Raw genomic sequence first — 25,587 nt, forward strand, 5'->3', positions numbered from 1 at the left:
CGAAAGAAAAACTGACTAGATCCGTCCGGCCGGTGCATACGGCGCCGGATCAATGATCGGCGCACGCCCCAGCATCACATCGGCAAACAACTGACAGGATGCAGGCGCCAGCACCAGCCCGTTGCGGTAATGCCCGCAGTTCAGCCACAGACCGTCAAAACCCGGAACCCGGCCAATGTAAGGAATGCCTTCGGGCGAGCCCGGCCGCAGCCCGGCCCAGTGCCCCACCACTTCGGCATCGGCCAGCGCCGGCAACAGTTCGACCGCCGATGCCTTGAGGCTTTCCAGCGCGTTGTCCGTCGGGGTTTTGTCGAAGCCTTCGTGCTCCAGCGTACTGCCGATGAGAATATGCCCGTCGCGGCGCGGAATCGCGTAGCGCCCCTTGGCCAGCACCATGCTCGGCAGGAAATCCGCCGCGCACTTGTAGAGAATCATCTGGCCCTTCACCGGCTCCACCGGTAGGGAAAGATTCAGAGTCTTGAGTAATTCGCCGCTCCACGCGCCTGCGGTCAAAACGACCTGATCGCCAGCGATCACACCCGTGGAAGTCTGCACGCCTACCACCCGCTCGCCATCACGGACAAACCCGCTGACTTCACACTGCTCGTGAATCGTCACGTTCGGCAGCGCCTGCAACGCCGCTTTCAAAGACTTCACCAGCCGTGGATTGCGCACGTTGGCGACATCGGCCATGTAGATCGCCCGGGAAAAACCGCCACCGAGCACCGGCACCGCATCATGCGCCGCCGAGATATCCACAGCCCGCAGTGGGCGGTTTTCCCTTTTGGCCCACGCCAGCGCTTCAGATTCGTCATCCAGGTCCAGCCAGTACAGGCCGGTGGTGTGCACTTCGGGATCGACCCCGGTATCGGCAAAAAGGCGTTCGCCCAGTTGTGGATAAAAATCCTGCGACCAGTGCGCCAGCGCGGTGACGGCCGGGCTGTAGCGCCACGGGTACAGCGGAGAGACGATACCGCCGCCGGCCCAGGACGATTCCTGGCCGACGTTCGAACGATCCAGCAGCACCACGCTGCCGACCTCGGAGGCGAGGTTGTACGCGGTGAGCAGGCCAATCACTCCGCCACCGACAATCACCACTTGCTGTTGCCTGGTCATGTTTGATCCAACCGTAAAAAGACAGTGGGCGCAAATGGCGCCCGAAATTAAGCGGCTCAGCGGCCCCAGCAATCCTTGGTGGTCAGCCCGGTGGTCGCGTTGTTCATGCTTCTGACACCGGTGTTGGTGAGGGTGAAATCCCCGCACTTGTCAGTGGCCATGGCCGTGCCGGTCTTGCGGGTCGCAGTCAGCAGGAAGGTCTGATCGGTGATCGTCGGCGTGATGGTGTAAAAATCGTTGCCGGTGCTCAACCCGGTGACACCGGTGTAGACGTTGTTCTTCGAATAGAAGCGTTCGAGGATCTGTGCCTGTTCCGACAAATTGCTGACCACGTCGGCACGGCGGCCCTTTTTCACATATTCGTTGTAACTTGGAAGGCCAATTGTGAGCATGATCCCGATGATCGCAATCACGATCATGATTTCGACCAGGGTGAAACCTCGGTTGGATCTGCGCATGCCTCGAACTCTCGCTTACTGAATTTGGCGCCACATGATACGACGGCTGCCGCCGCCGGATTTTTCCACCAGGGTGGTGATACCGCCACTGGAATCGTTCACGACCTTGCGTGATGCACCGTTGACGATGGCGTTCAGGGTTGGGATACCGCCGGTGAACACCACGCCGCTGGAAATCGTATCGTTGCTGTCGACCACGCCATCAGCGTTGGTGTCGAGCACCGCGTAGTTGAGCATCTTACCGCTGAACGCATCGAGTTCGATCAGTTTGCCGGTACCGAAACTGGAACACGGGTCGGTGGTATCGACACTGGCCGTGGTGAACACGATGCGTCCCAGCACCAGACTGGCCTGGTTGATCACCCGTTCGCCGGTCAACGCGTTGTTGTACACCAGCGGCAGGTACCAGCCCTTCTCCGCTGGATAGGTCGTGTCGTTCTGGCTGGTGGTGACGAACTGCCCGGTACTGCCGGAGAACACCCCGGTAATCGCCTGCGCCTGCAAACTGCTGACTGTGATCTGGCCCGACCCGCCATCGGCGTCCCACACCGAATAGAACGCCTGCAGATCCTTGTTGGTCTTGTCGGCGGTTTCATTGAATTTACCGGTGCCGACGAAGATCTGTTTGCCGCCCAGAGCATTGTCCGCCAGCAACGGTTGCGCGGTGATCGGCTGAGTCGCCCCACCAGCCGTGGTGAACAACGGCCTGCCGGAAAACGCTACGCCCCAGCTGTCGGACGACGTGGCGCTCAGGTCGAATTTCCACAACCGCCCCTTCAAGTCACCGCCATATGCGGCCTGTACCACGTTCTGCGAATTGACCCGCAGCTTCACCGAGGACAAACCGTTGGTGGTTTCCGTACTGTCGATGACGATTTTCTTGATCAACGAACCATCGCGCACATCCAGCACATACAGCGCCGCCACCCCGGAGTTGCTGCCGTAACCATTGGCAATGAATGCCGCCCAGCGACCATCGGCCAAGCGTGCCACCTCCGGACGGGCATAGGCGTAACCCAGATCATTGAAAGCGTTGGAAGTACTGGCGGTGGCGGGCGCGCTGACTTCCCACAAGGCGCGGATAACGTTGCCCGCCGAGGCGTCGAACAGCTGAAGCCCGTAGAAACTCTTGCCACCGGCCCCCGTCCCGCCGATGGCCAGGGTTTTCCAGGCTGTGCCGAATTGCGCGTCGAACACACCGATCTGACCATCCACCAGAAACTTGTGGCTGACGCCGTTGACGTAGTTCGGATCGGCAATAAGGCGCAGCGAGGGCAATACGCTGGACGGCATGTAGGCATAGCGCCGGGTACCGTTGGCCGAGTTGATGACGCTGACAAAACCGTCGTTGGCGTTCACCACCAGGCTGGCATTCATGTTCGAAGCCTTGGTGGTCAGGTAGGTGCTGTAGGTGGTGTCACCGGCCAGATCGGAAGCGGTTTTTTCCGTGGGCGAAGCCAATACGAGCGGCGAGTTGATGATGTCCCCGAGCAATACGCTGCGCACTTTGAGCCCGGCCTTGTTGGTGCCCTTGCTCCATTCGACCAGGTCGATGCCGCTGATGCCGACGGGTAAACCCTGGCTGAGAACGGTCTGCTGGGCCGGGGAGAAATTGCCGTAAGCCAGCGTCACCGCCGCGTTGTTCAGGGTGTTCCACGACTGGTAGGTCGGCGCGGTAGCGCCGGGCACGATGGCGGTGTCGGTGGTCCACAATACCGCCGAAGTATTGACCGCCCCGGCCGAGTTGAAGCCAAAGGACTTGATCGTGCCGCGCCAGTCCTTGGGGTCATAACTGGTCTGGAAATAACTGGTGCCGCTCGCCAGCGTCGTCCCGCTGGCGACACCGCTGCCGCCGGAGCCGGCCTTGGAGGTGATGTCGCTCAACGCCGAGGACAGCGCGGCATTCAGGCCGGCGCTGTCGGTCGCCTGGTAGTAGCGGCCCTGTCCGTAATCGGCGGCGTCCGAGAGCATGTCGTTGGAAGCGGTAAAACCCACGGTGTAGGTGTTCATGTTCTGCCTGGGAAAATCCACCGCATTCCAACTCTTGCCTGCCGCGTCGGTACCGGTCGAACGCATGTCGATATCGAAGGCGAACTTGGCGATATCGTCCAGGTACAGCGTATCGCCCTCCCCGTCCCCGTTCAGGTTGTTCCCGTCATTGTTGATGCCGTCCCAGTTCGGCAAGCGGCTGCCACCCAGCGGGTCATTGTTCGGAAAGGTTCGGTCGTAGGTCGGCAAACCGTCGGTGATGACCACCCCGTAGTTTTTCTGGCAGCGGTACTGGATCGGGCTGGTGTAAGTGCTCGGCGTGCTGTTGTAGTACGGCGCCATCCCGCGCATGTAGCGGGTGATTTCGTAGTAGGTCTCGGCCAGCGGTGTGTTGGCCACCGCGCTCAGGCCGTTGATCGACGAAATCAGTGCGTTGTAGTTGGTGTCGGCCTGGGCCTGGGTCACGCTGCCGCTGACCGGTGACAGGTCGCTGATGGAGCGGGCAATGAAACCACCGTTGCCAGGGTTATTGCTGGTGGCCGGGTTGAAGGTGGCCAGACCCATGCGCAGGTTGCGGTTGCTGGTGACCAGTGCGGTGGAAACGTTGCGCGCCACGTTGATCCGGTAGTCGTTGGGAATCGCGCCGGTGGTGAAGTCGCGCGTGCCGTTGTTGATCGCCAGCCCGACCACATAGGAAATGTAATCCGCCGAATAGCGAGTGTTGCCGCTGCCCACCGGATCCGGCAGCTTCAGGCAGAGCGGCGTCAGGCTGTTGTTGTAGAACGCATAGGCACCGCCGGAGCAGCCGGAGGTTGGCAGGCTCGACAGAAAGATCGTATCGCCGGTAATGGCAGTTGAGCTCAGGCACAGGCCGATGACCGCGTTGCACTGGCGGGCCGCCGTGCGATCCACGGTCGGATCAAAACCCGTCGCATAAATGATGCTGTTCATGCTGCCTGAGCCGTCGATCATCAACATCACGTTCGGTGGCACGGCCGCCGCGCTCAACAGCGGCGAATCGGACGGCGTGAAAGCAAACGCCGGTGCAGCCAGATAAAGCCCGGTCAGCATGCCGAGCAGCAGCGACAGCCACTTGAAGCGTCGCTCAGTACTTCGCATAGACACTCTCCACCACACTGCGCGAGGTGCCGGCGATGCCGACGGCCGTGACCCTGTACAAAGTCGCCGAGGTGTTGCTCGGCACATTCACCGCCGTCAGGGTCGTGCCGATGTTCTGCACCCCGTAGAACCCGCTGCCAGCGGCGATCCAGGTCACGCCCGACGTGGAGTTGAGCCCCGCTGCGCTGACCACCGAGGATTCCGCCGGCGGCGCACATTGAGTGGTGCTGGCGCACACCGCCAGCGCGTAGCCGTCCAGTTGCACCGCACTTTCACCGATACGCAGTGCCGCCTCGGCAGTCTGGAACGATTGATTGCGCAGGCTCACGCTGCCAGCCATTTTTTCCTGCAGGTTGGCGCTCTGCATCGATGACAGGCCGATCAGCGTCAGGAGCAGCAGAAACACCAGGCTGACCAACAACACCATGCCGCCCTGGGACCGTCGCCGATGGAGAGAAACGTTCATCGTGCGCCCCTCACTGCAAGCGGTTGCGCAAGGCGGCAACCACGTTGAAGGTTTGATTGCGGACCCGGTTGTTCGGGTCAGTGAGGGTCAGGCTCAGGCGCACGCTGCGGATCCGTGCCGGATCACCGGGGTTGGCGCTGTAGGTGGACGCCGCGACGTCGGTCGCGGAACTCGCAAGACCAAACATCACCGTGAACGCGCTGACGTTGTTCACCAGCACCTGCTGGGCCGGGTTACCGCTGCCGGTGCCCATCAGAATCTGGTTGTTGCTGAAGCTGTAGACCAGCCGACGGATCGGAAATGCGATCTGGCCCGTCGCCGCCGCCCGCGCGCCGGTATAAGCGGTGGCGCTGTTGCGGCAATCGGAGACCACGGTCCAGGTCGGTGTCCCGCCCGCACTGCCGACATCGGCGGTAACCAGGGTCAGCTTGAGGTTGGCGTTGTCCCAGCTGATCGGCGTGATCTGCGCCGTATTGAAATCCCCCGCCGAGCTGGAATCGGTAATCGTGCCCAGGCAGCCGAACATACCCACCATGCGCAGTTCCTGAATCATCTTGCTCAACACGAACCGCGCGTCTTCCTGCATGGCGGCCGCACTGTTCTGGCTGACGTAAGTATTCTTCGCCGCCAGGAAAATCTGCACCACGCCGAGTACCACGATCAACCCCAGCGCCAGAGCAACCAGCATTTCGATCAGGCCAAAGCCCAGGTTTTTGCGCTTCATGGCGTGGCCACCGGATCGACCGCAGCGCGGCTGGTCAGCACAAAGCTGCGGGTTGCACTGGTCGTATTGGCAGCACGCGCGTCACTCCAGGTGATGGTGATGGTGTACACGCGCTGATTGAGGGTGATGCTGCCGGTGGCGGTCGGTCCGCCAAAATTGACGATGTTGGTGGTGAAGTCGTAGAGATCCTGATCCCGGGCGACACTCAGGTTGCCCGTAGTCGGCGGCGTGACAGTGTAGTCGGCGCCCGAGTTGGCGCGGATCCGGTCCATCATGTCGTAGGCGATAAAACTCGCCTGGCTGGTCATCCGTGAGCTGTCGGTGTACTTCAGCGCATTGAGCTGAACCGCTGCTGCGCCCAGCAACCCGACCGTCAGAATCAGTAACGCGACCAGCACTTCAATCAGCGTCATGCCCTCCTGTGCGTGCTTGCTCCCTGCCCTCATCCGCAACTTCCACCCAATTGAATTCGTCCGTTCAGACACACGTTCAGCGTCCTGCTTTGCGTTCCCAGCACATAACTGATGACCACCGCCGTGGACGGTGCCGCCAGTCCGCCCAGATTGTTGAAATCCAGCGCGGTCACTCCAGAGGGTAGCGTCAGAGCCGCGCCGCTGCTCATCGCTGGAACAACCCGCAATACATTGGCCGGAGTGCCAGTACTGTCGTAGACCGACAACTCGCCGGTCCAGACACTGCCGCCGGCGCTCGGCCGCAAGCGGGTGGTGACGCCCCGGTTGATCGCCTCGAGCCTTGCGTAGTTGAGGGCCCGTTGCAGGTCGCCGACCTCGGTGTCGGCCTTGCTGCCCTGCACCGAACGGGTGAATCCCGGCACCGCCATCGTGATCAGGATCACAAACACCGCGACCGCCACCAACAGCTCGATCAGCGTGAAACCTTTTGTACGATGATCCATCGATGCCCTCCGTTGCCGTCGGCTATACCTGTACAAACCTAGAACATTCGACCGGCATGCGCCGGTTGATTTACCGCGAACGGCGCACGGATTGCGCCGCTGTGCACAATCCAGGGAGGACGCGCACATGCCGCAACAGGGTTTCAGTCTGGTCGAACTGCTTATGGGACTGGCGATCGGCGCAATTGTTCTGTCGCTGGTCAGTCCGGCGCTGGCGGACCTCACCGAATCAAACCGGCGGCAGCTGGCCGCGCAGTCTTTGCTCGACGGGATCCGCAATGCCCGGACCATGGCCATCACGCGCAACCAAAGCGTGGTGATTCATGGCATCAACGGTGATTGGGGCCAAGGCTGGCGGATCATTCTGGATATCAGCGGAAAGGGTCCGGGAGATGCCGGTAATCCCTTGCTGATCGAGCAGGCGAGTGACGCAAAGATACCGATTGTCGGCAACTGGCTGGTGAGCCGCTACATACGCTTCAGCAGCCTGGGCCAGCCACTGGTGCCGGACCGGAAATTTCAGGCGGGGACGTTACATCTATGCTCGGCTCGCGAGCCGGTCAGCCAGCTCCAGGTGGTGCTGGCGGCAACCGGTCGCGTACGCCTGACCAGCCAAAAGGCTGAACAGGCGCTTTGCCGAAAGGATAAAGCGATCAGATCGAGCGAACGCGCAGCTCTTTAGGCATCGAGAACGTGATGTTCTCCTCACGCCCGGCCAGTTCGTCGGCGCCGGTGGCGCCCCAGGCCTGCAACTGCTGGATCACGCCACGCACCAGAACTTCCGGAGCGGAGGCACCGGCGGTGATGCCGATACGCTCGACACCGTCGAACCAGCTCTTTTGCAGGTCTTCGGCGCCGTCGATCAGGTAGGCCGGCGTGGCCATGCGTTCGGCCAGTTCACGCAGGCGGTTGGAGTTGGAGCTGTTAGGGCTGCCCACCACCAACACCACGTCGCATTCGTCGGCCAGTTGCTTGACCGCGTCCTGACGGTTTTGTGTGGCGTAGCAGATATCGTCCTTGCGCGGCCCGCCAATGGCCGGGAAACGCGTACGCAGCGCATCGATGACACGGCTGGTGTCATCCATGGACAGTGTGGTCTGGGTGACGAAGGCCAGTTTGTCCGGGTTATGTACCTGCAACTCGGCGACATCCTTCTCGTCTTCGACGAGGTAGATCGCACCGCCATTGCTGGCGTCGTACTGGCCCATGGTGCCTTCGACTTCCGGGTGACCGGCGTGACCGATCAGGATGCATTCACGGCCGTCGCGGCTGTATTTCGCGACTTCGATGTGTACCTTGGTCACCAATGGACAGGTAGCGTCGAACACTTTCAGGCCACGGCCGGCGGCTTCGGTGCGCACGGCTTGCGAGACGCCGTGGGCACTGAAGATCACGATAACGTCGTCCGGTACCTGATCGAGTTCCTCGACGAAAATCGCGCCACGACTGCGCAGGTCTTCGACCACAAACTTGTTGTGCACCACTTCGTGACGCACATAGATCGGCGGCCCGAAGACCTCCAGGGCGCGGTTGACGATTTCGATCGCCCGGTCCACGCCGGCGCAGAAGCCACGGGGGTTGGCGAGTTTGATTTGCATGCGGTGCCTCGTGTCTTGCGCGCGAAAGATTGGATCATTACAGGAGCCGGTCAGCCGGCTCCTGCAGAACAGCAATTACAGCGCTTTGACGGAGAAGATTTCCACGTCAAAGGTCAGCGTCTTGCCAGCCAGCGGGTGATTGAAGTCGACGGTCACTTGCGCGTCGTCGAACTCTTTCACCACACCCGGCAGCTCAGTATTGGCCGCATCGTTGAAGATCACCAGCAGACCCGGCGACAGTTCCATGTCCGCAAACTGCGAACGCGGAATGATCTGCACGTTTTGCGGGTTCGGCTGGCCGAAGGCGTTTTCCGGCTCGACGGTCAGTGTACGCTTGTCGCCAGCCTTGAAACCGAACAGTGCCGCCTCGAAGCCCGGCAGCAGGTTGCCGTCGCCGACCTTGAAGGTCGCAGGGGCTTTGTCGAAAGTACTGTCGACCGTGTCGCCGTTCTCCAGGCGCAATGCAAAGTGCAAGGTGACTTCCGTGTTCTGGCCGATGCGTTGCTCAGCCAATACCTGTTCAGTCATGAACGGCTTCTCCGGTTTTTTTACTTTTGAACATGTCCAGTGCCAGCATCACCGCGCCAACGGTGATGGCGCTGTCGGCGAAATTGAACGCCGGGAAGTACCAGCGGTTCTGCCAGTGCACCAGAATGAAATCGATCACATGGCCGAGGGCAATGCGGTCATAAAGGTTGCCCAGTGCGCCGCCCAGCACCAGCGCCAGCGCAATGGCCAGCCAGGTTTCGTTGCGACCCAGGCGTTTGAGCCAGACCACCAGCACCGCACTGACCGCAATCGCGATCAGGGCAAACAGCCAGCGCTGCCAGCCGGAGCTGTCCGCGAGGAAGCTGAAGGCAGCGCCGGTGTTGTAGGCCAGCGTCCAGCTGAACAGATCGGGAATGACCACGATCTGCTGGAACATCTCGAGCTTGCCTTCGAAGTAGAACTTGCTGGCCTGGTCGATGACCAGAACCAGCAAGCTCAACCAGAGCCAGCTCAGCCGTCCGAAACGGCCAACGGCATTAGGCATAGTGACGAACCTCACCGGCGCCATCGATGTTGTCCACGCAACGGCCGCAGATTTCCGGATGCTCCGGGTTCACGCCGACGTCTTCGCGGCAGTGCCAGCAACGGGCACATTTCGGGAAGGCGGACTTGACGATCTTCAGCTTCAGGCCGCTGACTTCGGTGGCCACAGCATCGGCCGGAGCCTGCACGAACGGTGCAACAGTGGCAGTCGAAGTGATCAGGACAAAGCGCAGCTCGTTGCTCAGCTTGGCCAGGTCGGCGGTCAGCGCGTCTTCGGCGAACAGCGTCACTTCGGCTTGCAGGTTGCCACCGACGGCCTTGGCCGCGCGCTGGATTTCCATCTCTTTGTTGACCGCCACCTTCACTTCCATGATGCGATCCCAGTACTCGCGACCCAGCTCGAAGCCTTCCGGCAACTCGGTCAGGCCTTCGTACCAGGTGTTGAGCATCACCGATTCGTTGCGCTCGCCCGGCAGGTATTGCCACAGCTCGTCGGCGGTGAACGCCAGGATCGGCGCGATCCAGCGCACCAGCGCTTCGGAGATGTGGAACAGCGCGGTCTGGCACGAACGACGGGCCTTGCTGTCGGCGCCGGTGGTGTACTGGCGATCCTTGATGATGTCCAGGTAGAAACCACCCAGCTCCTGCACGCAGAAGTTGTGGATCTTCGAGTAGACGTTCCAGAAACGGTATTCGCCGTAGTGCTCTTGCAACTCGCGTTGCAGCAGCAGGGTGCGATCCACCGCCCAGCGATCCAGCGCCAGCATGTCTTCGGCCGGCAGCAGGTCGGTGGCCGGGTTGAAACCGGTCAGGTTGGAAAGCAGGAAGCGTGCGGTGTTACGGATACGACGGTAGGCATCCGCACTGCGTTGCAGGATCTGCTCGGACACGGCCATCTCGCCCGAGTAGTCGGTCGACGCGACCCACAGACGCATGATGTCGGCGCCCAGGGTGTCGTTGACTTTCTGCGGCGCGATCACGTTGCCCAGGGACTTGGACATCTTGCGGCCGGACTCGTCCACGGTGAAACCGTGGGTCAGCAGCTCGCGGTACGGCGCGTGGTTGTCGATGGCGCAACCGGTCAGCAAGGACGAGTGGAACCAGCCACGGTGCTGGTCCGAACCTTCCAGGTACAGGTCGGCACGCGGGCCGGTTTCGTGGCCCATCGGGTGCGAACCGCGCAGGACGTGCCAGTGCGTGGTGCCCGAGTCGAACCAGACGTCGAGGGTGTCGCTGATCTTGTCGTACTGCGGCGCTTCATCGCCCAGCAGTTCGGCCGCGTCGAGTTTGAACCAGGCTTCGATGCCTTCGACTTCAACGCGCTTGGCGACTTCTTCCATCAGCTCGACGGTGCGTGGGTGCAGTTCACCGCTTTCCTTGTTCAGGAAGAACGGGATCGGCACGCCCCAGTTGCGCTGACGGGAGATGCACCAGTCCGGACGGTTGGCGATCATCGAGTGCAGACGCGCCTGGCCCCAGGCCGGAACGAACTTGGTGTCTTCGATGGCTTTGAGCGAGCGTACGCGCAGGGTGTCGCCGCTGACCGGCTCTTTGTCCATGCCGATGAACCACTGCGCGGTGGCGCGGTAGATCAGCGGGGTCTTGTGGCGCCAGCAGTGCATGTAGCTGTGTTCGATGACGGTGGTGTGCAGCAGCGCACCAACTTCGGTGAGTTTTTCAACGATGGCCGGGTTGGCCTTCCAGATGAACTGGCCGCCGAAGAACTCCAGCGACGGCACGTAAACGCCATTGCTCTGTACCGGGTTGAGGATGTCGTCGTTGACCATGCCGTATTTCTTGCAGGTCACGAAGTCGTCAACGCCGTAGGCCGGTGCGGAGTGAACCACGCCGGTGCCGGCGCCCAGTTCCACGTAGTCGGCCAGGTACACCGGCGACAGACGGTCATAGAACGGGTGACGGAAATTGATCAGTTCCAGCGCCGAACCCGGTGCGGTGGCCAATACGGTGCCTTCGACGCCGTAACGGGTCAGGCAGGATTCGACCAGTTCTTCAGCCAGCACCAGCAGCTTGTCGCCGATGTCGACCAAAGCGTAGGTGAATTCCGGGTGAACGTTGAGCGCCTGGTTCGCCGGGATGGTCCACGGGGTGGTGGTCCAGATCACGATCGAGGCCGGTTTGCCCAGGGACGGCAGACCGAATGCGGCGGCCAGTTTGGCCTCGTCAGCGATCGGGAACGCTACGTCGATGGTCGAGGACTTCTTGTTCTCGTACTCGACTTCCGCTTCGGCCAGGGCCGAACCGCAATCGAAGCACCAGTTCACAGGTTTCAAGCCCTTGAACACGAAACCGCCCTTGACAATTTCGGCGAGGGCGCGGATTTCACCGGCCTCGTTCTTGAAGTTCATGGTCTTGTACGGATTGGCGAAGTCGCCCAGCACGCCGAGACGGATGAATTCGGACTTCTGCCCTTCGATCTGCTCGGTGGCGTAGGCACGGCACAGTTCGCGGGTCTTGTCCGCGCCCAGGTTCTTGCCGTGGGTCACTTCAACCTTGTGCTCGATCGGCAGGCCGTGGCAATCCCAGCCCGGGACATACGGCGCGTCGAAGCCCGACAGGGTCTTCGAGCGGATGATCATGTCCTTGAGAATCTTGTTCAGTGCGTGACCGATGTGGATCGTACCGTTGGCGTACGGAGGGCCGTCGTGCAGGACGAACTTTGGACGATCCTTGCCAATCTCGCGCAACTTTCCGTACAGGCCAATACTGTCCCAGCGCTGCAGGATCTGCGGTTCGCGCTGTGGCAGGCCGGCCTTCATTGGGAAGGCGGTGTCCGGAAGGTTTAGCGTGGCTTTATAGTCGGTCATTTAAGGCTCTTCATTAGCGATGGGCGCTAGGTGCGGCTAGTGCACGGGCGGCGGCGACATCCGCGCTGATCGCCGTTTTCAATGCCTCCAGGGAGGCGAAACGCTGCTCTTCACGCAGCTTCTGGTGGAAAACCACCGTCAAACGCCGGTCATACAGATCGCCGGCAAAATCTAAAAGATGGACTTCAAGGTGGGCCTTGCCATCACCTTGGACCGTGGGCCGAACGCCGATATTGGCGACGCCGGGCCAGGTCTTGCCGTCGATGTCGACGTCGACCAGGTAAACCCCGGTGAACGGCACGCGACGGCGTTTCAGTTGAATATTCGCCGTGGGCGTACCCAGTTGACGGGCCAGTTTCTGGCCATGCAGCACGCGACCGGCAATCCGGTATCGGCGACCGAGCAAACGTTCGGCGAGCGCGAAATCGGCGGCGGCCAACGCGTTGCGCACCTGGGTGCTGCTGACACGAATGCCGTCCAGCTCGACGGTTTGCGCGGCTTCCACGGTAAAACCGTGAACCTGCCCGGCCTGCAACAGGAAATCAAAATCACCGAGACGGTCGCAACCGAAGCGGAAATCGTCACCGACCTCCAGATGCTGCACGCCGAGGCCATCGACCAGGATGGTATCGACGAACTCGCTGGCGCTGAGTTTGCTCAGGCGCTGGTTGAAGGCCAGGCACAAGACCCGGTCGACGCCTTCGGCGGCCAGCAGTTGCAGCTTGTCGCGCAACCGGGCCAGACGCGCCGGCGCGGTCTCCGGGGCAAAGAATTCCCGTGGCTGCGGCTCGAAAATCACCACGCAGCTGGGTACGCCCAACTCGAGCGCACGCTCACGCAGTCGGGCCAGAATAGCCTGGTGACCACGGTGAACACCGTCAAAGTTGCCAATAGTGGCGACGCAGCCCCGATGCTGGGGGCGCAGATTGTGGAGGCCTCGAACCAGCTGCATAACGCGCTTCTTGCTCATAAAGTGGCCGATTATAACCACACCCGACGGCCGACGACAGGCAACACCGTAACCCAAAGTGATCGAGCCGACAAAACTGCCGGCTCGCGCCCGTCTTTCAAGGGTGAAACCTCAGTTCAACGCCTTGCGATTGAAGTCGCGCAGGCGGAAACCAAGCAGCAGCAACATACCGAAATAAGCGACCACGCCGGCAACCACCAACGCGCCCAGGCGCAGGAAGCGCTCCAACATGTGGCCCTGATCCCAAGCGGGCATGAAATGCATGCCGATCAACAGCACCGCCGACATCACCGCCACCGCAACCACAAGCTTGAAACCGAACTTCAACCAGCCCGGCTGCGGTTGATACATCTGCTGTTTGCGCAATTGATAGAACAGCAGCCCGGCATTCAGGCAGGCACCGGCGCTGATCGCCAACGCCAGACCGGCATGGGCCAGCGGACCGATCAGCACCAGGTTGAACAGTTGAGTAACCACCAGGGTGAAGATTGCGATTTTTACCGGCGTACGGATGTTTTGTTGCGCATAAAAGCCCGGCGCCAGCACTTTGATCACGATAATCCCGAGCAGACCGACAGAATAGGCAATCAGCGCCCGCTGCGTCATTTCCGCGTCAAAACCGCTGAACTGGCCGTACTGGAACAGCGAAACCGTCAACGGCTCGGCCAGAATCCCCAGCGCCAGCGCACACGGCAGCACCAGCACGAAGCACAGGCGCAGGCCCCAGTCGAGAATCCGCGAATATTCGTGGCGATCCTTGCTGGCGTAGGTCTTGGCCAAGGTCGGCAGCAGAATCGTGCCCAACGCCACACCCAGCACACCGGACGGCAGTTCCATCAAACGGTCGGCGTAATACATCCACGACACCGAACCCGCCACCAGGAACGAGGCGAAAATGGTGTTGATGATCAGGGAAATCTGGCTGACCGAGACGCCGATGATCGCCGGCAGCATCTGTTTCATCACCCGCCAGACGCCGGTATCACGCAGATTCAGGCGCGGCAGCACCAGCATGCCGATCTTTTTCAGGTGCGGCAGTTGATAGAGCAACTGCGCCAGACCACCAACCAGCACTGCCCAGCCGAGGGCCATGACCGGTGGATCGAAGTACGGCGTCAGGAACAGCGAAAACACGATCATGCTGACGTTGAGAAGGGTCGGCACGAATGCCGGCACCGAGAAACGGTTCCAGGTATTGAGGATCGCCCCCGCCAGGGAAGACAGGGAGATCAGCAATATATAAGGGAAGGTCACTCGCAGCAGGTCGGAGGTCAGCTGGAATTTTTCCGGCGTATCGGTGAAACCCGGCGCCGTGGCCCAGATCACCCAGGGCGCGGCAATCATGCCCAGCGCGGTGACCAGCGCCAGCACCAGCGTCAGCAGACCGGAAACGTAGGCAATAAAGGTGCGCGTCGCCTCTTCGCCCTTCTGGCTTTTATATTCGGCCAGGATAGGCACAAAAGCCTGGGAAAATGCGCCCTCGGCGAAAATCCTGCGCAGCAGGTTGGGCAGTTTGAAGGCGATGAAGAAGGCGTCGGTCGCCATTCCGGCGCCGAAGGTGCGGGCGATGAGCGTGTCGCGAACAAACCCGAGAATCCGGGAAAGCATCGTGATAGAGCTGACGGCGGCCAACGATTTGAGCAGATTCATTGAAGGAATGTGTGCCTGTCGATAAACAGCAGGCGAATAACGCGCCCACTTGTGCGATACTCCGCGCCGCAACAGCACAGAGCCAAAGCTCGCGAGTTTACAGGTCAAGCGCCGGAAATAAATATCCCGCCTCTTTATACCTACCACTTAGCGGAACGTCTCAAGCGCCCTTGACAAGACATCTCTTCATCGGCATGATTCGCGGCCTATTTTGTTTGCTATTTCCTAAAAAGTCTTTCGAGGAGCTCGACGGTGGCCAACTCACCTTCCGCCAAAAAACGTGCAAAACAGGCTGAGAAGCGTCGCAGCCACAACGCCAGCCTGCGTTCCATGGTTCGTACCTACATCAAGAATGTAGTTAAAGCCATCGACGCAAAAGACGCTGAAAAAGCTCAAGCTGCATACGTTCTGGCTGTGCCAGTTATCGACCGTATGGCCGATAAAGGCATCATCCACAAGAACAAGGCTGCTCGTCATAAGAGCCGCCTGAATGGCCACGTCAAGGCACTGAAAGAAGCTGCCTAAGCGACGTAGTCATTAAAAAACCGACCTCAGGGTCGGTTTTTTATTGCCTGCGATTTGCTCTGACCTCAGCAAATCACAGGCAAAAAAAAGAGGAGCCAACCGACTCCTCTTTTTTTTACGCGCGATTAACGAGCCGACGCCCACGGCAAAATCGGGATCGCCGTCACCGCATTCTGCGGGCTACCCTCGATCAGACGATCGCTGTAGACCAGATACACCAGCGTATTGCGCTTCTTGTCGAGGAATCGCACCACTTGCATGGTCTTGAACACCAGCGAAGTGCGCTCCTTGAACACCTCTTCGCCATCCTTCAACTCACCCTTGAAGTTGATCGGCCCGACCTGACGACAAGCAATGGACGCCTCGGCACGATCCTCTGCCAGACCCAACCCACCCTTCACACCACCCGTCTTGGCGCGCGACAGGTAGCAAGTCACACCTTCAACCTTCGGATCATCGAATGCCTCGACCACGATCCGGTCGTTGGGCCCGACAAATTTGAACACCGTCGACACCTGACCGATTTCCTCGGCCGAGGCCAGCAATGGCAGCGCCATCAACAAGCCCAACAATCCTTTTGCCATGCGCATCGCGTTTTCCTTACACCAGAATCAGGTTGTCACGGTGAACCAGTTCCGGCTCAGCCATGTAACCCAGTAAACCGACAATCGCATCAGACGACTGACCGATGATTTTTTGCGCTTCCAGCGCGCTGTAGTTGGCCAGGCCACGGGCGATCTCACGACCGTCCGGTGCCACGCAAACCACCATTTCGCCGCGACGAAAACTGCCCTGAACCAGTTTGACACCAACCGGCAGCAAGCTTTTGTTACCCTGGGACAACGCGGAAACCGCACCATCATCCAACACCAGCGTGCCACGGGTTTGCAGATGTCCGGCCAGCCACTGCTTGCGCGCCGCGAGCATACCGCGCTCAGGCGACAGCAACGTACCAATGCGCTCACCCGCCTTCAGACGATCAAGCACGCGCTCCAGACGCCCACCAACAATGATGGTATGCGCGCCGGAACGTGCCGCCAGCCGCGCCGCGCGCAGCTTGGTCTGCATGCCGCCACGACCCAATGCACCACCAGTACCGCCCGCCACCGCATCCAGCGTCGGATCATCGGCGCGCGCTTCGTAAATCAGTTGGGCGTCAGGGTTATTGCGCGGATCGGCGTCGAACATGCCGTCGCGATCCGTCAGGATCACCAGCAGATCGGCCTCGACCAGGTTGGCCACCAGCGCCGCGAGCGTATCGTTGTCGCCGAAACGGATTTCGTCGGTGACCACGGTGTCATTTTCATTGATCACCGGGATGACTTTCAGCTCGACCAGCGCGCGCAAGGTGCTGCGGGCATTCAGGTAGCGCTTGCGGTCGGACAGGTCGTCATGGGTCAGCAGAATCTGCGCAGTGTGCCGACCGTGCTCGGCAAAGCTCGATTCCCAGGCCTGCACCAAGCCCATCTGGCCGATTGCGGCAGCGGCCTGGAGCTCGTGCATCGCGCTGGGTCGAGCGGTCCAGCCCAAGCGACTCATGCCCGCCGCCACTGCCCCGGAGGACACCAGCACCAGCTCGACGCCGGCCTCGTGCAAAGCCACCATCTGCTCGACCCAGACACCCATTGCCGCGCGATCCAGCCCTTTGCCATCCGCCGTCAGCAAAGCGCTGCCGATCTTCACGACCCAACGCTGCGCACCTGTCACCTTGCTCCGCATCATCTTCAACCTTAGCTTGAGGGCAACGCGACCCAGCGCTGCCCGTGACGTTATTCGTGGTTATTCGTGACCAACCGATTTCCAGATACTAAAACGCCGCTCGATTGAGCGGCGCTTAAGTTTACTGCAACGAATCAGTCACGCACGTAAATGATTTCCGGACCGTCTTCGTCATCCACATCTTCTTCGTCCCAGTCATCGTCGCCGATGTCATGGACCGACTTCACGCCGCTGCGACGCAGGGCACGCTTGTCGTCCAGCGCCTGCAACTGAGCACGGGCTTCGTCTTCGATGCGCTGATCGAGATCGGCCAGTTCTTCCTTGTAGGCCGGGTCATTGGCCAGGCGATCGGCACGATCCTCCAGGTAGCGCATGATATCGCGCGTCAGGCGCTCGGTACCTTCTTTGGCGATGGCCGAGATCACATAGACCGGACCTTCCCACTGCAGACGCTCGACCACTTCCTTGACCCGCTCCTCGTGCTCTTCTTCGAGGATCTGGTCGCACTTGTTCAGCACCAGCCAGCGATCACGCTCGGCCAGCGACGGGCTGAACTTGATCAACTCGTTGACGATCACTTCAGCGGCGTCCGGCGCACTGCTGTCGTCCAGCGGCGCCATATCCACGAGGTGCAGCAACAGACGGGTACGCGCCAGGTGCTTGAGGAAACGAATGCCCAGACCGGCACCGTCGGAAGCGCCTTCGATCAGCCCCGGGATGTCGGCGATGACGAAGCTTTTCCAGCGATCGACGCTGACCACACCCAGGTTCGGCACCAGCGTGGTGAACGGGTAATCGGCGACTTTCGGCTTGGCAGCCGATACCGAACGGATAAAGGTACTTTTACCGGCGTTCGGCAGGCCCAGCAGGCCAACGTCGGCCAGAACCTTCATTTCCAGTTTCAGGTCGCGCTGCTCGCCCGGCTTACCCGGGGTGGTCTGGCGCGGCGCACGGTTGGTACTGGATTTGAAACGGGTATTACCAAGACCGTGCCAGCCACCCTGAACCACCATCAGCTTCTGACCAGCCTTGGTCAGGTCGCCAATGACTTCCTGGGTGGCGGAGTCGATCACGGTGGTGCCGACCGGCACGCGCAGGATCAGGTCTTCACCCTTCTTGCCGGTGCAGTCGGTGCTGCCGCCGTTGGAGCCACGCTCGGCATCGAAGTGCCGGGTGTACCGGTAGTCCACCAAGGTGTTCAGGTTTTCGTCGGCCATCATGTAGATGGAACCGCCGTCACCGCCATCACCACCGTTCGGACCGCCGTTTTCAATGAATTTTTCCCGACGGAAACTCATGCAGCCATTGCCGCCGTCGCCAGCCTTTACGCGGATCGATACTTCATCAACAAACTTCATAACCAACGCCTCTCGCCGTACGGACGAGCCGAAAAACAATCAAGACATAAGACTCTTGCAAAAATGAGCGCAGCGACCCCAATCCACGACCTGCATCGCACGCCGGCAGCCCATACAAACAGCTTTGCAAGAGACTCACCCCACAAACGAAAAAGCCCCGTCGCAAGACAGGGCTTCTCCAGCACTCTCGCAGTTAGGCTGCGACAACGCTCACGTAACGACGACCGAAGGCGCCTTTTACTTCAAACTTGATCACGCCTTCGATTTTCGCGAAGAGGGTGTGATCCTTACCCATGCCAACGCCGTAGCCAGCGTGGAATTGGGTGCCGCGCTGACGCACGATGATGTTGCCGGCCTTGATGACCTGGCCGCCATACATCTTCACGCCAAGGCGTTTGGCTTCTGAGTCGCGACCGTTACGGGTACTACCACCAGCTTTTTTGTGTGCCATGAGTTCAATTCTCCTAGTGAGGAATTAGGCTGTAATTAAGCCTGAATACCGGTGATTTTGATCTCGGTGAACCACTGGCGGTGGCCCATACGCTTCATGTGGTGCTTACGGCGACGGAACTTGATGATGCGGACTTTATCGTGACGACCTTGGGAGATCACTTCAGCCTTGACGGTTGCGCCAGCAACAACAGGTGCGCCGATGTTCACGTCGTCGCCATTGGCGACCAACAGAACGCGGTCAAAAGTCACGGATTCGCCAGTAGCGACTTCCAGTTTTTCGATCTTCAGGTATTCACCTTCAGCGACCTTGTATTGCTTACCGCCGGTAACGATTACTGCGTACATGGTATTTCTCCGATAATCCTGCTCACCCAGCTCTTTATAAGAAGAGGTATTGGCTGGCATGGCTGCATGGGGCTGGAACGGCCCAAGTGCAATTGCGTAAGGCAGGTGCTGCCCAGGAAGTTCAGGGTGCGCGATTGTACGCAAGCCTTCGAAGTCATGCAAGGGGCCGTCCATCGCGCCTTGACAGGCCCGGACGTGGGTCCTAGCATGCCGCGCAACCCTTCTGGAGCACCTGTCGCTGATGCAACCCCAAGCTTTCTACCGCGCGGTGGCGGACGATTTTAGCGCCGTCGACGGCATCATCAAGAAGCAGCTGACTTCCCGAGTGCCGCTGGTATCGAAAATCGGCGATTACATCACGTCGGCCGGCGGCAAACGCCTGCGTCCTTTATTGGTGCTGCTGTGTGGCAAGGCCCTGGGTCGCGAAGGCGACGACATGCGCCTGCTGGCCGCCACCATCGAATTCCTGCACACCGCCACCCTGCTGCATGACGACGTGGTCGACATGTCCGGCATGCGCCGTGGCCGTTCGACCGCCAACGCCATGTGGGGCAACGCCCCGAGCGTACTGGTCGGCGACTTCCTGTACTCGCGCTCGTTCGAGATGATGGTCGAACTGGGCTCGATGCCGGTAATGAAGATTCTGTCCCAGGCCACGCGCATCATCGCCGAAGGCGAAGTCCTGCAGCTGTCCAAGGTTCGCGACGCCAGCACCACCGAAGAAACCTACATGGAAGTGATCCGCGGCAAGACCGCGATGCTGTTCGAGGCTTCGACCCACAGCGCCGCTGCGCTGGCCGGTGCCACCGCCGAGCAGAGCGAAGCCCTGCGCACCTTCGGTGACCACCTGGGCGTGGCGTTCCAACTGGTCGACGACCTGCTCGACTACAAAGGCGACGCCGAAACCCTGGGCAAGAACGTCGGTGACGATCTGGCCGAAGGCAAGCCGACCCTGCCGCTGATCTATACCATGCGCGAAGGCACGCCAGAACAAGCCGCACTGGTACGCCAGGCGATCCAGAAAGGCGGGATCGAAGACCTGGAAAGCATCCGCATTGCCGTGGAAGCGTCCGGTTCGCTGGAATACACGGCGCAACTGGCCCGTGACTACGTGGCCCGTGCGATCAAATGCCTCGACGCACTGCCAGCCAGCGAATACCGCGATGCACTGGTTGAGCTGAGCGAATTCGCGGTCGCCCGCACGCACTGATCAACGCCGCATCATAAAAAACCGCAGCCTCCGTTGGAGCCTGCGGTTTTTTGTTGCCTGCCATCAGCGGCTAAAACCCTATACAATGTGCGACTTTTAGCGATCCCCTCTCCAAGGAGCCTTAGTGAGCACGTTGCCACCCTGCCCGAAATGCAATTCCGAATACACCTATGAAGACGGCACCCAACTGGTGTGCCCGGAGTGCGCCCACGAGTGGTCTGCCGGCGGTGAAGCCGAAGTGGCATCCGACGATGCCGTGAAAAAAGATTCGGTCGGTAACGTCCTGCAGGACGGCGACACCATCACCGTGATCAAGGACCTGAAGGTCAAGGGCACCTCGCTGGTGGTCAAGGTCGGCACCAAGGTCAAGAACATCCGCCTGTGCGATGGCGACCACGACATCGACTGCAAGATCGACGGCATCGGCCCGATGAAACTCAAATCCGAATTCGTCAGAAAAGTCTGATTCTGCTGTCTTCCATCCCGCGCCCGCCGTGGGATGGAGCTTCGCCCTCCCCCGCAATCCCCATCAAATCCTCGCGATAGCCAAACGCCAGCCGTTTTGACCTTACGCAATCTTTACCCGCAAAAAATCACAAACCGCCAATAGGCGCTTGCTATTTGACGAATAAGAATTATTCTCATTGAAACCCTTTCAATGGAGATGAGACCCATGACTTATTTGATCGACGCCTGGTTGGATCGCCCGCACCCGTACCTCAGGATCCTGCATCGGGAAACCGGTGAAGTCTGCGCCGTACTGGAAGAAGAAGCCCTGCACGAGTTGCAGGATCAAGGGGATCTGGACGTCAGCGGCCTGAGTTCCAGCGAGCCCTTGGTGCTCAAGGAGCTGGTGCGCAATCTGTTCCTGTTCTGCTATGCCCGGGCCTTGCGCCCGACCAGTGAACTGCACAACAAGATCGAAGTATGAGATCGGCGGAGAAACCCTGCACAAGCCACGCTTGTGCAGGGTAACGGGATTACAGAACGTCGAGCAGCTCGACGTCGAACACCAGAACGCTGTGCGGCGGGATGCTGCCAACGCCTTGAGCGCCGTAAGCCAGTTCGCTCGGCACGTACAGACGCCATTTGCTGCCGGCATTCATCAGTTGCAGGGCTTCGGTCCAGCCAGCGATAACGCCGCCCACCGGGAATTCAGCCGGCTGGCCACGCTCGTAGGAGCTGTCGAACACAGTGCCGTCGATCAGCGTGCCGTGGTAGTGAGTACGCACGGTGTCTTCACGGGATGGCTTGGCGCCTTCACCTTGAGTCAGCACTTCGAACTGCAGGCCGGAAGCCAGCGTGGTGATGCCTTCTTTCTTGGCGTTTTCAGCCAGGAATGCCAAGCCTTCGCCAGCGGCCGCTTCAGCCTTGGCAGCGGCTTCGGCTTGCATGATCTCGCGGATCACCTTGAAGCTGGCGGACATGGCTTCCTGGCTTACACGGCTTTCCTTACCGGCGAAGGCGTCGGTCAGGCCGGCCAGGATGGCGTCCAGGCTGACACCCGGTGGCGGGTTGTCGCGCAGCTGGTCACCCAGCTGACGGCCGATGCCGTAGCTGACGCGGGTTTCGTCGGTGGACAGATTTACTTCGGACATGACACTGCTCCGCTGTGCGGACGGCCTCAGGACATGCCGTGCGTACACAGCGCGTCCCGACGCGCCCGGAACCAAAAGGGCGAGCAGACTAGCACAGATGTTCCGGCATTGATCAGGCCCCGGGGGCCTACAGCGCGGATCGCCAGGCCAGCGGCACCTTCAGGCTTTCTTCGCCACTGGCACCAAGACCGCACATTTCATCGTGCACCGAGGTGTGCACCAGGTTGAACGGCAGTACCGGCAAGTTATGCAGCACATCCCGGGCATGCTCGACCGAGCGCAGCGTCAGCATTTTCCCCTGCGGATCGCTCAGCGGGTACGCCGCGCCATGCATCCGGGCCTCCAGCAGATAGATCCCGCCTTCCATGGAGATCAGGTTCAGTTCGTCGACTTTTCTGGCGACGGCAAACGCATTCAACTCTTGCAGGTTCATGAACGCACCTCACGCGGTGGCGAGTCTTGAGACCTACAGGGATATGCTTCGGCGGATCAAAGTACAAGCCACAAACGACACCGCCCGTCTGTTTCGCAACAGACGGGCGGTTTTGTTACAGCAATCGTCAGCTCATCAGTGCTTGGTGAGCTTGTCCAGATAACCCATGGCGAACGCCGAGATCACGAAGGTCATGTGGATGATCACGTACCACATCAGGTGCTCGGGATCGACGTTCTTGGCATCCATGAAGATCCGCAGCAGGTGGATCGAGGAGATCGCCACGATCGACGCCGCCACTTTCATCTTCAGCGACGAGGAGTCCATGGTGCCCAGCCAGCTGAGCTTTTCCTTGCCTTCATCGATGTTCAGCTCGGACACGAAGTTCTCGTAGCCGGAAATCATTACCATCACCAGCAAGCCGCCGACCAGCGCCATGTCGATCAGCGACAGCAGCACCAGAATCAGCTCGGACTCGGCCATGGAGAAGACGTTGGGAATGACATGAAACACTTCCTGGAAGAATTTCAATGCCAGCGCCAGCAGCCCGAGGGACAGCCCGATGTAGATCGGCGCCAGCAGCCAGCGCGTGGCGTACATTGCATTTTCGATAAAGCGTTCCATTGACTCTCACACAAGAAGGGTTGAAATCGGCGGCGAGTATACCAGCCGCCCATGACAGCCAGAAACCGCCCGGAAATCCGCCACCTGCGTGTGTGTGTCAAAGTTTTTCTGCTAGTGTCCAAACCATTGACAGCCCAGCGACAGTGCACAGGAAGACTGGAAATGGATGTGCGATTGCCGATATCGACTGCCGGAATTTGTTTCGCCCTGTTGCTTGGCGGGTGTTCGCCCGGCGATGAAAAACCCGCCGTCAGTCTCGAAGAAAAGACTGCGCAGTTCGAGCAGTCGCTGGACGCCATCACCGACCCCAAACTCAAGGACGCCGTAACCGAACTCGGCGGCTCGCTGTTGTTGCTCGAACGCGCGCAACAGAAGCTCGACAACAAACCGCCCCGCACCGAATACGGCGAAGACGCCCTCGGCGTACTCCGGCATTACCCGACACCCCAGGCGCTGGTCGACACGTTCATCAATGGCCTGTTCGTGCTGCACAAGGATTCCAGCTCCGATTACCTCACCGATCTGCAACCGGTGTTCCCCTTCGTGCTCAACATCCCCGGCGGCTTTCTGTTCCCCCATGGCGTGGAGTGGCACTCGGTCACCCTGAGCAACAAACGGGTGATCGCCTATCAGCCGGAATGGTCGGAAACCGATCCGGGCATTCAGTTGAGTCCGTCCAGCTCCAACGTCACCAACCCCGATGACCTGACCGTCACCTACCCGTTCATCGAAGGGCTGAATGTCGACAAGAAGAACCTGCCGCGTCCGGTCAGCCTGCAAGGCCAGGTGGAAGTCATCGCCCCGAAACGCCTGCACAGTTTCAATCTGGATAAAAAGGACGTCGGCCAGACCCGCTCCGACGGCAATCTCAGCCTAACCCTGCTGAAACTGGACACGCACTACGCCGAACTCGAGTTCAGCAACCAGCTGCCGCTCGCCCCGGAAGTCGCCAACATCCGACTCAATCCGTTGATCGTCCAGGCCCGCGACTCGACGGGCCAGTATCTGGTGCGTGCCGGCGCCATCAACGAAAATCCCGAGCAGGTGGCGTTCTATCAAAAACAGCTGGCGTACCTGCAACAGCAAAAAGCCTGGAGCGAGACGCTCGAAAAGAAGCTGGACGATGAACAACAGGCCTTTGAACAGCAGCATCCGCGCCACTACAACAAGGTGTACTTCAACGGCCCGATCGACAGCCTCGAAGTCAGCCTGCTGGATTTTTCCGAAGCGACCGTCACCCGCAAAGCTCTGGATCTGCCCGTGCGCGAATTCGATCCGCACACCACGGAAAAAACCGTTCAGCCGCTCGACCTGCCGATCACTGTCTACGACGATCAGGCGCCCGAATGGCTCAAAGGCGCGTCCCTGACTGAAGAACAGCTGAAAAGCGGCGTTCATATCCGCCAGTCGGTTGAAGAGCCGAGCGCCGCGCGCATCGAATTCGACCACCGCAAAACCTTCAACGATGAAATGCTCGGCGACGACTTCAGCCCCGGCGAAAGCCCGGTGACGTTCTTCACGGAAAAGCACAACGGCAAACTCGACGAGCCGATCGAACTGCCGCCCGAGGCGTATCAGGTCGATCCACTACAGGCGACCATCACCTACGACCTGAACCTGTTCCCGGAAACCCCGGCGATTGCCGTCGGCTCGATGCCCTTGTTCCTGGCCACGGTGGACAAACAGGTTTATGAAGCCAAGGCCCTGCCCAAGGGTCTGGAAATCAGGAACAACGCGTTGGTGGTGGATTTGAAGCGATACCCGGCCAACGAATGGCGATTCTTCGTCAAGGACGACAGCGGTCATTACCTGAAGCAGATTCTGTCGGTCAGCCACGACGCGAGCGCCGAAGGGCCGGCGTTATTCGGCGTGCATTATTTCTACGGCCGTCCGACGCGCGTGGAAACCTACCAGCGAACCGACCTCGCCACCGTGCAATACGGCTTTGAGGTCAAACTCGACAAGGCGCAGACCCAGGGCGCTGCACCCTGATCGACACTGATGATCGGCACTCTAGTGATCGAAAGTGCCGATGCTGCGTCCGCGTCCACCGTTGATCTGCCGCAACTGCGCCTGCAGATGCAACGACCAGATCTGTGGATCATTGGCCAGCTCATAGCCATGCATCGTCAGGCTTTCAACGATGGTGTCGAGAATCGACTCGGCGGCGATCGGCCCGTGAAACGGGCCCTGGGCCTTGATGGCGGAAGGTTGTTCACCGGCCATGCCGGCGGCGAAGAGCAACGTCCACATGCCGTTATCGCCGGCCAACGGCTTGATGGCGCATTCGATACGGGTCACGAGACCCAGGCATTGACGGGTAAGGCAGAGGTTGCGCGACATGGCGGCGACCCTCGGTAAAGCCGGTGTTCAGCCCTTGCTGAAGAGCTGTTTCGATCCAGTGATACTGTCGATGTCCTTGAGCAGAGAATAGAAGAAAAGTCCGGCGCGCAAGCCGC

The 25,587-nt window shown here is 60.1% G+C and carries 28 protein-coding genes; 6 read left to right on the forward strand and 22 right to left on the reverse strand.

Annotated features, from left to right (window positions below):
- Nucleotides 1-15: 15 nt before the first annotated feature.
- Genes thiO through GQX66_RS02010 form a run of 7 tightly spaced genes read right to left on the reverse strand, consistent with a single transcriptional unit; the run spans nt 16 to nt 6,788 of the window.
- The gene (gene thiO / locus GQX66_RS01980) at nt 16-1,116 is read right to left on the reverse strand and encodes a glycine oxidase ThiO (protein ID WP_085747723.1); all 1,101 of its coding nucleotides are present in this window, start codon (nt 1,114-1,116) and stop codon (nt 16-18) included.
- Between the two features lie 56 nt (nt 1,117-1,172).
- Nucleotides 1,173-1,574, reverse strand: coding sequence for a type IV pilin protein (locus GQX66_RS01985; protein ID WP_240865841.1), 402 nt, complete (start codon nt 1,572-1,574; stop codon nt 1,173-1,175).
- Nucleotides 1,575-1,589: 15 nt separating this feature from the next.
- Nucleotides 1,590-4,682, reverse strand: a complete 3,093-nt coding sequence (locus GQX66_RS01990; RefSeq protein ID WP_240865844.1) for a PilC/PilY family type IV pilus protein — start codon at nt 4,680-4,682, stop codon at nt 1,590-1,592.
- The gene (locus GQX66_RS01995; protein ID WP_085608694.1) at nt 4,669-5,148 is read right to left on the reverse strand and encodes a PilX N-terminal domain-containing pilus assembly protein; all 480 of its coding nucleotides are present in this window, start codon (nt 5,146-5,148) and stop codon (nt 4,669-4,671) included. The genes GQX66_RS01990 and GQX66_RS01995 overlap by 14 nt, the downstream gene beginning before the upstream one ends.
- Before the next feature lie 10 nt (nt 5,149-5,158).
- Entirely contained in the window at nt 5,159-5,872 is a 714-nt protein-coding gene (locus GQX66_RS02000) for a prepilin-type N-terminal cleavage/methylation domain-containing protein (RefSeq protein WP_085747719.1), read from the reverse strand.
- Nucleotides 5,869-6,318, reverse strand: a complete 450-nt coding sequence (gene pilV, locus GQX66_RS02005) for a type IV pilus modification protein PilV (protein WP_085747718.1) — start codon at nt 6,316-6,318, stop codon at nt 5,869-5,871. Before pilV ends, GQX66_RS02000 begins: the two co-directional genes overlap by 4 nt.
- Complete coding sequence (locus tag GQX66_RS02010) at nt 6,315-6,788, reverse strand: GspH/FimT family pseudopilin (protein WP_011336001.1); 474 nt, start codon at nt 6,786-6,788, stop codon at nt 6,315-6,317. The genes pilV and GQX66_RS02010 overlap by 4 nt, the downstream gene beginning before the upstream one ends.
- A 127-nt stretch (nt 6,789-6,915) precedes the next feature.
- Here GQX66_RS02010 and GQX66_RS02015 point away from each other — a divergent pair, with 127 nt between their 5' ends.
- Nucleotides 6,916-7,470: a GspH/FimT family pseudopilin gene (locus tag GQX66_RS02015; RefSeq protein ID WP_221615877.1), complete on the forward strand. Its 555-nt coding sequence runs from the start codon at nt 6,916-6,918 to the stop codon at nt 7,468-7,470.
- Here GQX66_RS02015 and ispH read toward each other — a convergent pair.
- From ispH to murJ, 6 genes are all read right to left on the reverse strand, one after another.
- On the reverse strand, nt 7,442-8,386 hold the full coding sequence (gene ispH, locus GQX66_RS02020) for a 4-hydroxy-3-methylbut-2-enyl diphosphate reductase (protein ID WP_007959549.1): 945 nt from the start codon (nt 8,384-8,386) through the stop codon (nt 7,442-7,444). The two genes, GQX66_RS02015 and ispH, sit on opposite strands and share 29 nt — an antisense overlap.
- A 75-nt stretch (nt 8,387-8,461) precedes the next feature.
- On the reverse strand, nt 8,462-8,899 hold the full coding sequence (fkpB, locus tag GQX66_RS02025; RefSeq protein WP_170928297.1) for an FKBP-type peptidyl-prolyl cis-trans isomerase: 438 nt from the start codon (nt 8,897-8,899) through the stop codon (nt 8,462-8,464).
- Nucleotides 8,900-8,906: 7 nt separating this feature from the next.
- Nucleotides 8,907-9,419, reverse strand: coding sequence for a signal peptidase II (gene lspA / locus GQX66_RS02030; RefSeq protein WP_011336004.1), 513 nt, complete (start codon nt 9,417-9,419; stop codon nt 8,907-8,909).
- The gene (gene ileS, locus GQX66_RS02035) at nt 9,412-12,243 is read right to left on the reverse strand and encodes an isoleucine--tRNA ligase (protein WP_240865847.1); all 2,832 of its coding nucleotides are present in this window, start codon (nt 12,241-12,243) and stop codon (nt 9,412-9,414) included. The genes lspA and ileS overlap by 8 nt, the downstream gene beginning before the upstream one ends.
- Before the next feature lie 13 nt (nt 12,244-12,256).
- Nucleotides 12,257-13,195, reverse strand: a complete 939-nt coding sequence (gene ribF, locus GQX66_RS02040; protein WP_085747713.1) for a bifunctional riboflavin kinase/FAD synthetase — start codon at nt 13,193-13,195, stop codon at nt 12,257-12,259.
- Nucleotides 13,196-13,324: 129 nt separating this feature from the next.
- The gene (gene murJ, locus GQX66_RS02045) at nt 13,325-14,863 is read right to left on the reverse strand and encodes a murein biosynthesis integral membrane protein MurJ (protein WP_240865857.1); all 1,539 of its coding nucleotides are present in this window, start codon (nt 14,861-14,863) and stop codon (nt 13,325-13,327) included.
- Nucleotides 14,864-15,115: 252 nt separating this feature from the next.
- Between murJ and rpsT the strand changes: the two genes are divergently transcribed.
- Nucleotides 15,116-15,388 carry a 30S ribosomal protein S20 gene (gene rpsT, locus GQX66_RS02050; RefSeq protein ID WP_003228351.1) on the forward strand — a complete coding sequence of 91 codons (273 nt, stop codon included), beginning with the start codon at nt 15,116-15,118 and terminating at the stop codon, nt 15,386-15,388.
- Between the two features lie 125 nt (nt 15,389-15,513).
- Here rpsT and GQX66_RS02055 read toward each other — a convergent pair whose 3' ends face one another.
- The 5 genes from GQX66_RS02055 to rplU form a co-directional block, all read right to left on the reverse strand.
- The gene (locus GQX66_RS02055; RefSeq protein WP_085747711.1) at nt 15,514-15,978 is read right to left on the reverse strand and encodes a CreA family protein; all 465 of its coding nucleotides are present in this window, start codon (nt 15,976-15,978) and stop codon (nt 15,514-15,516) included.
- 10 nt (nt 15,979-15,988) lie between these two features.
- Nucleotides 15,989-17,107 (reverse strand): glutamate 5-kinase, encoded by a 1,119-nt coding sequence (proB, locus tag GQX66_RS02060; protein ID WP_045121906.1) that lies wholly within the window; start codon nt 17,105-17,107, stop codon nt 15,989-15,991.
- 134 nt (nt 17,108-17,241) lie between these two features.
- Nucleotides 17,242-18,465 (reverse strand): Obg family GTPase CgtA, encoded by a 1,224-nt coding sequence (gene cgtA / locus GQX66_RS02065; protein WP_102686320.1) that lies wholly within the window; start codon nt 18,463-18,465, stop codon nt 17,242-17,244.
- Between the two features lie 193 nt (nt 18,466-18,658).
- Complete coding sequence (gene rpmA, locus GQX66_RS02070; RefSeq protein WP_003228360.1) at nt 18,659-18,916, reverse strand: 50S ribosomal protein L27; 258 nt, start codon at nt 18,914-18,916, stop codon at nt 18,659-18,661.
- 35 nt (nt 18,917-18,951) lie between these two features.
- Nucleotides 18,952-19,263 (reverse strand): 50S ribosomal protein L21, encoded by a 312-nt coding sequence (rplU, locus tag GQX66_RS02075; protein WP_003228361.1) that lies wholly within the window; start codon nt 19,261-19,263, stop codon nt 18,952-18,954.
- A 241-nt stretch (nt 19,264-19,504) separates the two neighbouring features.
- Here rplU and GQX66_RS02080 point away from each other — a divergent pair, with 241 nt between their 5' ends.
- From GQX66_RS02080 to GQX66_RS02090, 3 genes are all read left to right on the forward strand, one after another.
- Nucleotides 19,505-20,473, forward strand: coding sequence for a polyprenyl synthetase family protein (locus GQX66_RS02080; protein ID WP_007950962.1), 969 nt, complete (start codon nt 19,505-19,507; stop codon nt 20,471-20,473).
- A 124-nt stretch (nt 20,474-20,597) separates the two neighbouring features.
- The gene (locus GQX66_RS02085) at nt 20,598-20,939 is read left to right on the forward strand and encodes a zinc ribbon domain-containing protein YjdM (protein WP_007950963.1); all 342 of its coding nucleotides are present in this window, start codon (nt 20,598-20,600) and stop codon (nt 20,937-20,939) included.
- A 207-nt stretch (nt 20,940-21,146) separates the two neighbouring features.
- Complete coding sequence (locus GQX66_RS02090; protein ID WP_007950964.1) at nt 21,147-21,404, forward strand: hypothetical protein; 258 nt, start codon at nt 21,147-21,149, stop codon at nt 21,402-21,404.
- Nucleotides 21,405-21,453: 49 nt separating this feature from the next.
- Here the strand turns inward: GQX66_RS02090 and GQX66_RS02095 are convergent, their stop codons facing one another.
- The 3 genes from GQX66_RS02095 to GQX66_RS02105 all read right to left on the reverse strand — a co-directional run bounded on the left by GQX66_RS02095 (nt 21,454) and on the right by GQX66_RS02105 (nt 23,128).
- Nucleotides 21,454-22,071, reverse strand: coding sequence for an FKBP-type peptidyl-prolyl cis-trans isomerase (locus tag GQX66_RS02095; protein WP_007950965.1), 618 nt, complete (start codon nt 22,069-22,071; stop codon nt 21,454-21,456).
- A 127-nt stretch (nt 22,072-22,198) separates the two neighbouring features.
- Nucleotides 22,199-22,504, reverse strand: a complete 306-nt coding sequence (locus GQX66_RS02100) for a DUF6482 family protein (RefSeq protein ID WP_074691490.1) — start codon at nt 22,502-22,504, stop codon at nt 22,199-22,201.
- A 135-nt stretch (nt 22,505-22,639) separates the two neighbouring features.
- On the reverse strand, nt 22,640-23,128 hold the full coding sequence (locus GQX66_RS02105; protein ID WP_007950967.1) for a TIGR00645 family protein: 489 nt from the start codon (nt 23,126-23,128) through the stop codon (nt 22,640-22,642).
- Between the two features lie 162 nt (nt 23,129-23,290).
- On the opposite strand from GQX66_RS02105, the gene GQX66_RS02110 reads away from it, so the two are divergent.
- Complete coding sequence (locus tag GQX66_RS02110; protein ID WP_240865860.1) at nt 23,291-25,120, forward strand: hypothetical protein; 1,830 nt, start codon at nt 23,291-23,293, stop codon at nt 25,118-25,120.
- Nucleotides 25,121-25,141: 21 nt separating this feature from the next.
- Here the strand turns inward: GQX66_RS02110 and GQX66_RS02115 are convergent, their stop codons facing one another.
- Nucleotides 25,142-25,471 (reverse strand): hypothetical protein, encoded by a 330-nt coding sequence (locus GQX66_RS02115; RefSeq protein ID WP_007950969.1) that lies wholly within the window; start codon nt 25,469-25,471, stop codon nt 25,142-25,144.
- Nucleotides 25,472-25,587 lie beyond the last annotated feature (116 nt).

Source organism: Pseudomonas sp. B707 (genome assembly GCF_022496685.1).
GTDB lineage: Bacteria > Pseudomonadota > Gammaproteobacteria > Pseudomonadales > Pseudomonadaceae > Aquipseudomonas > Aquipseudomonas paraglycinae.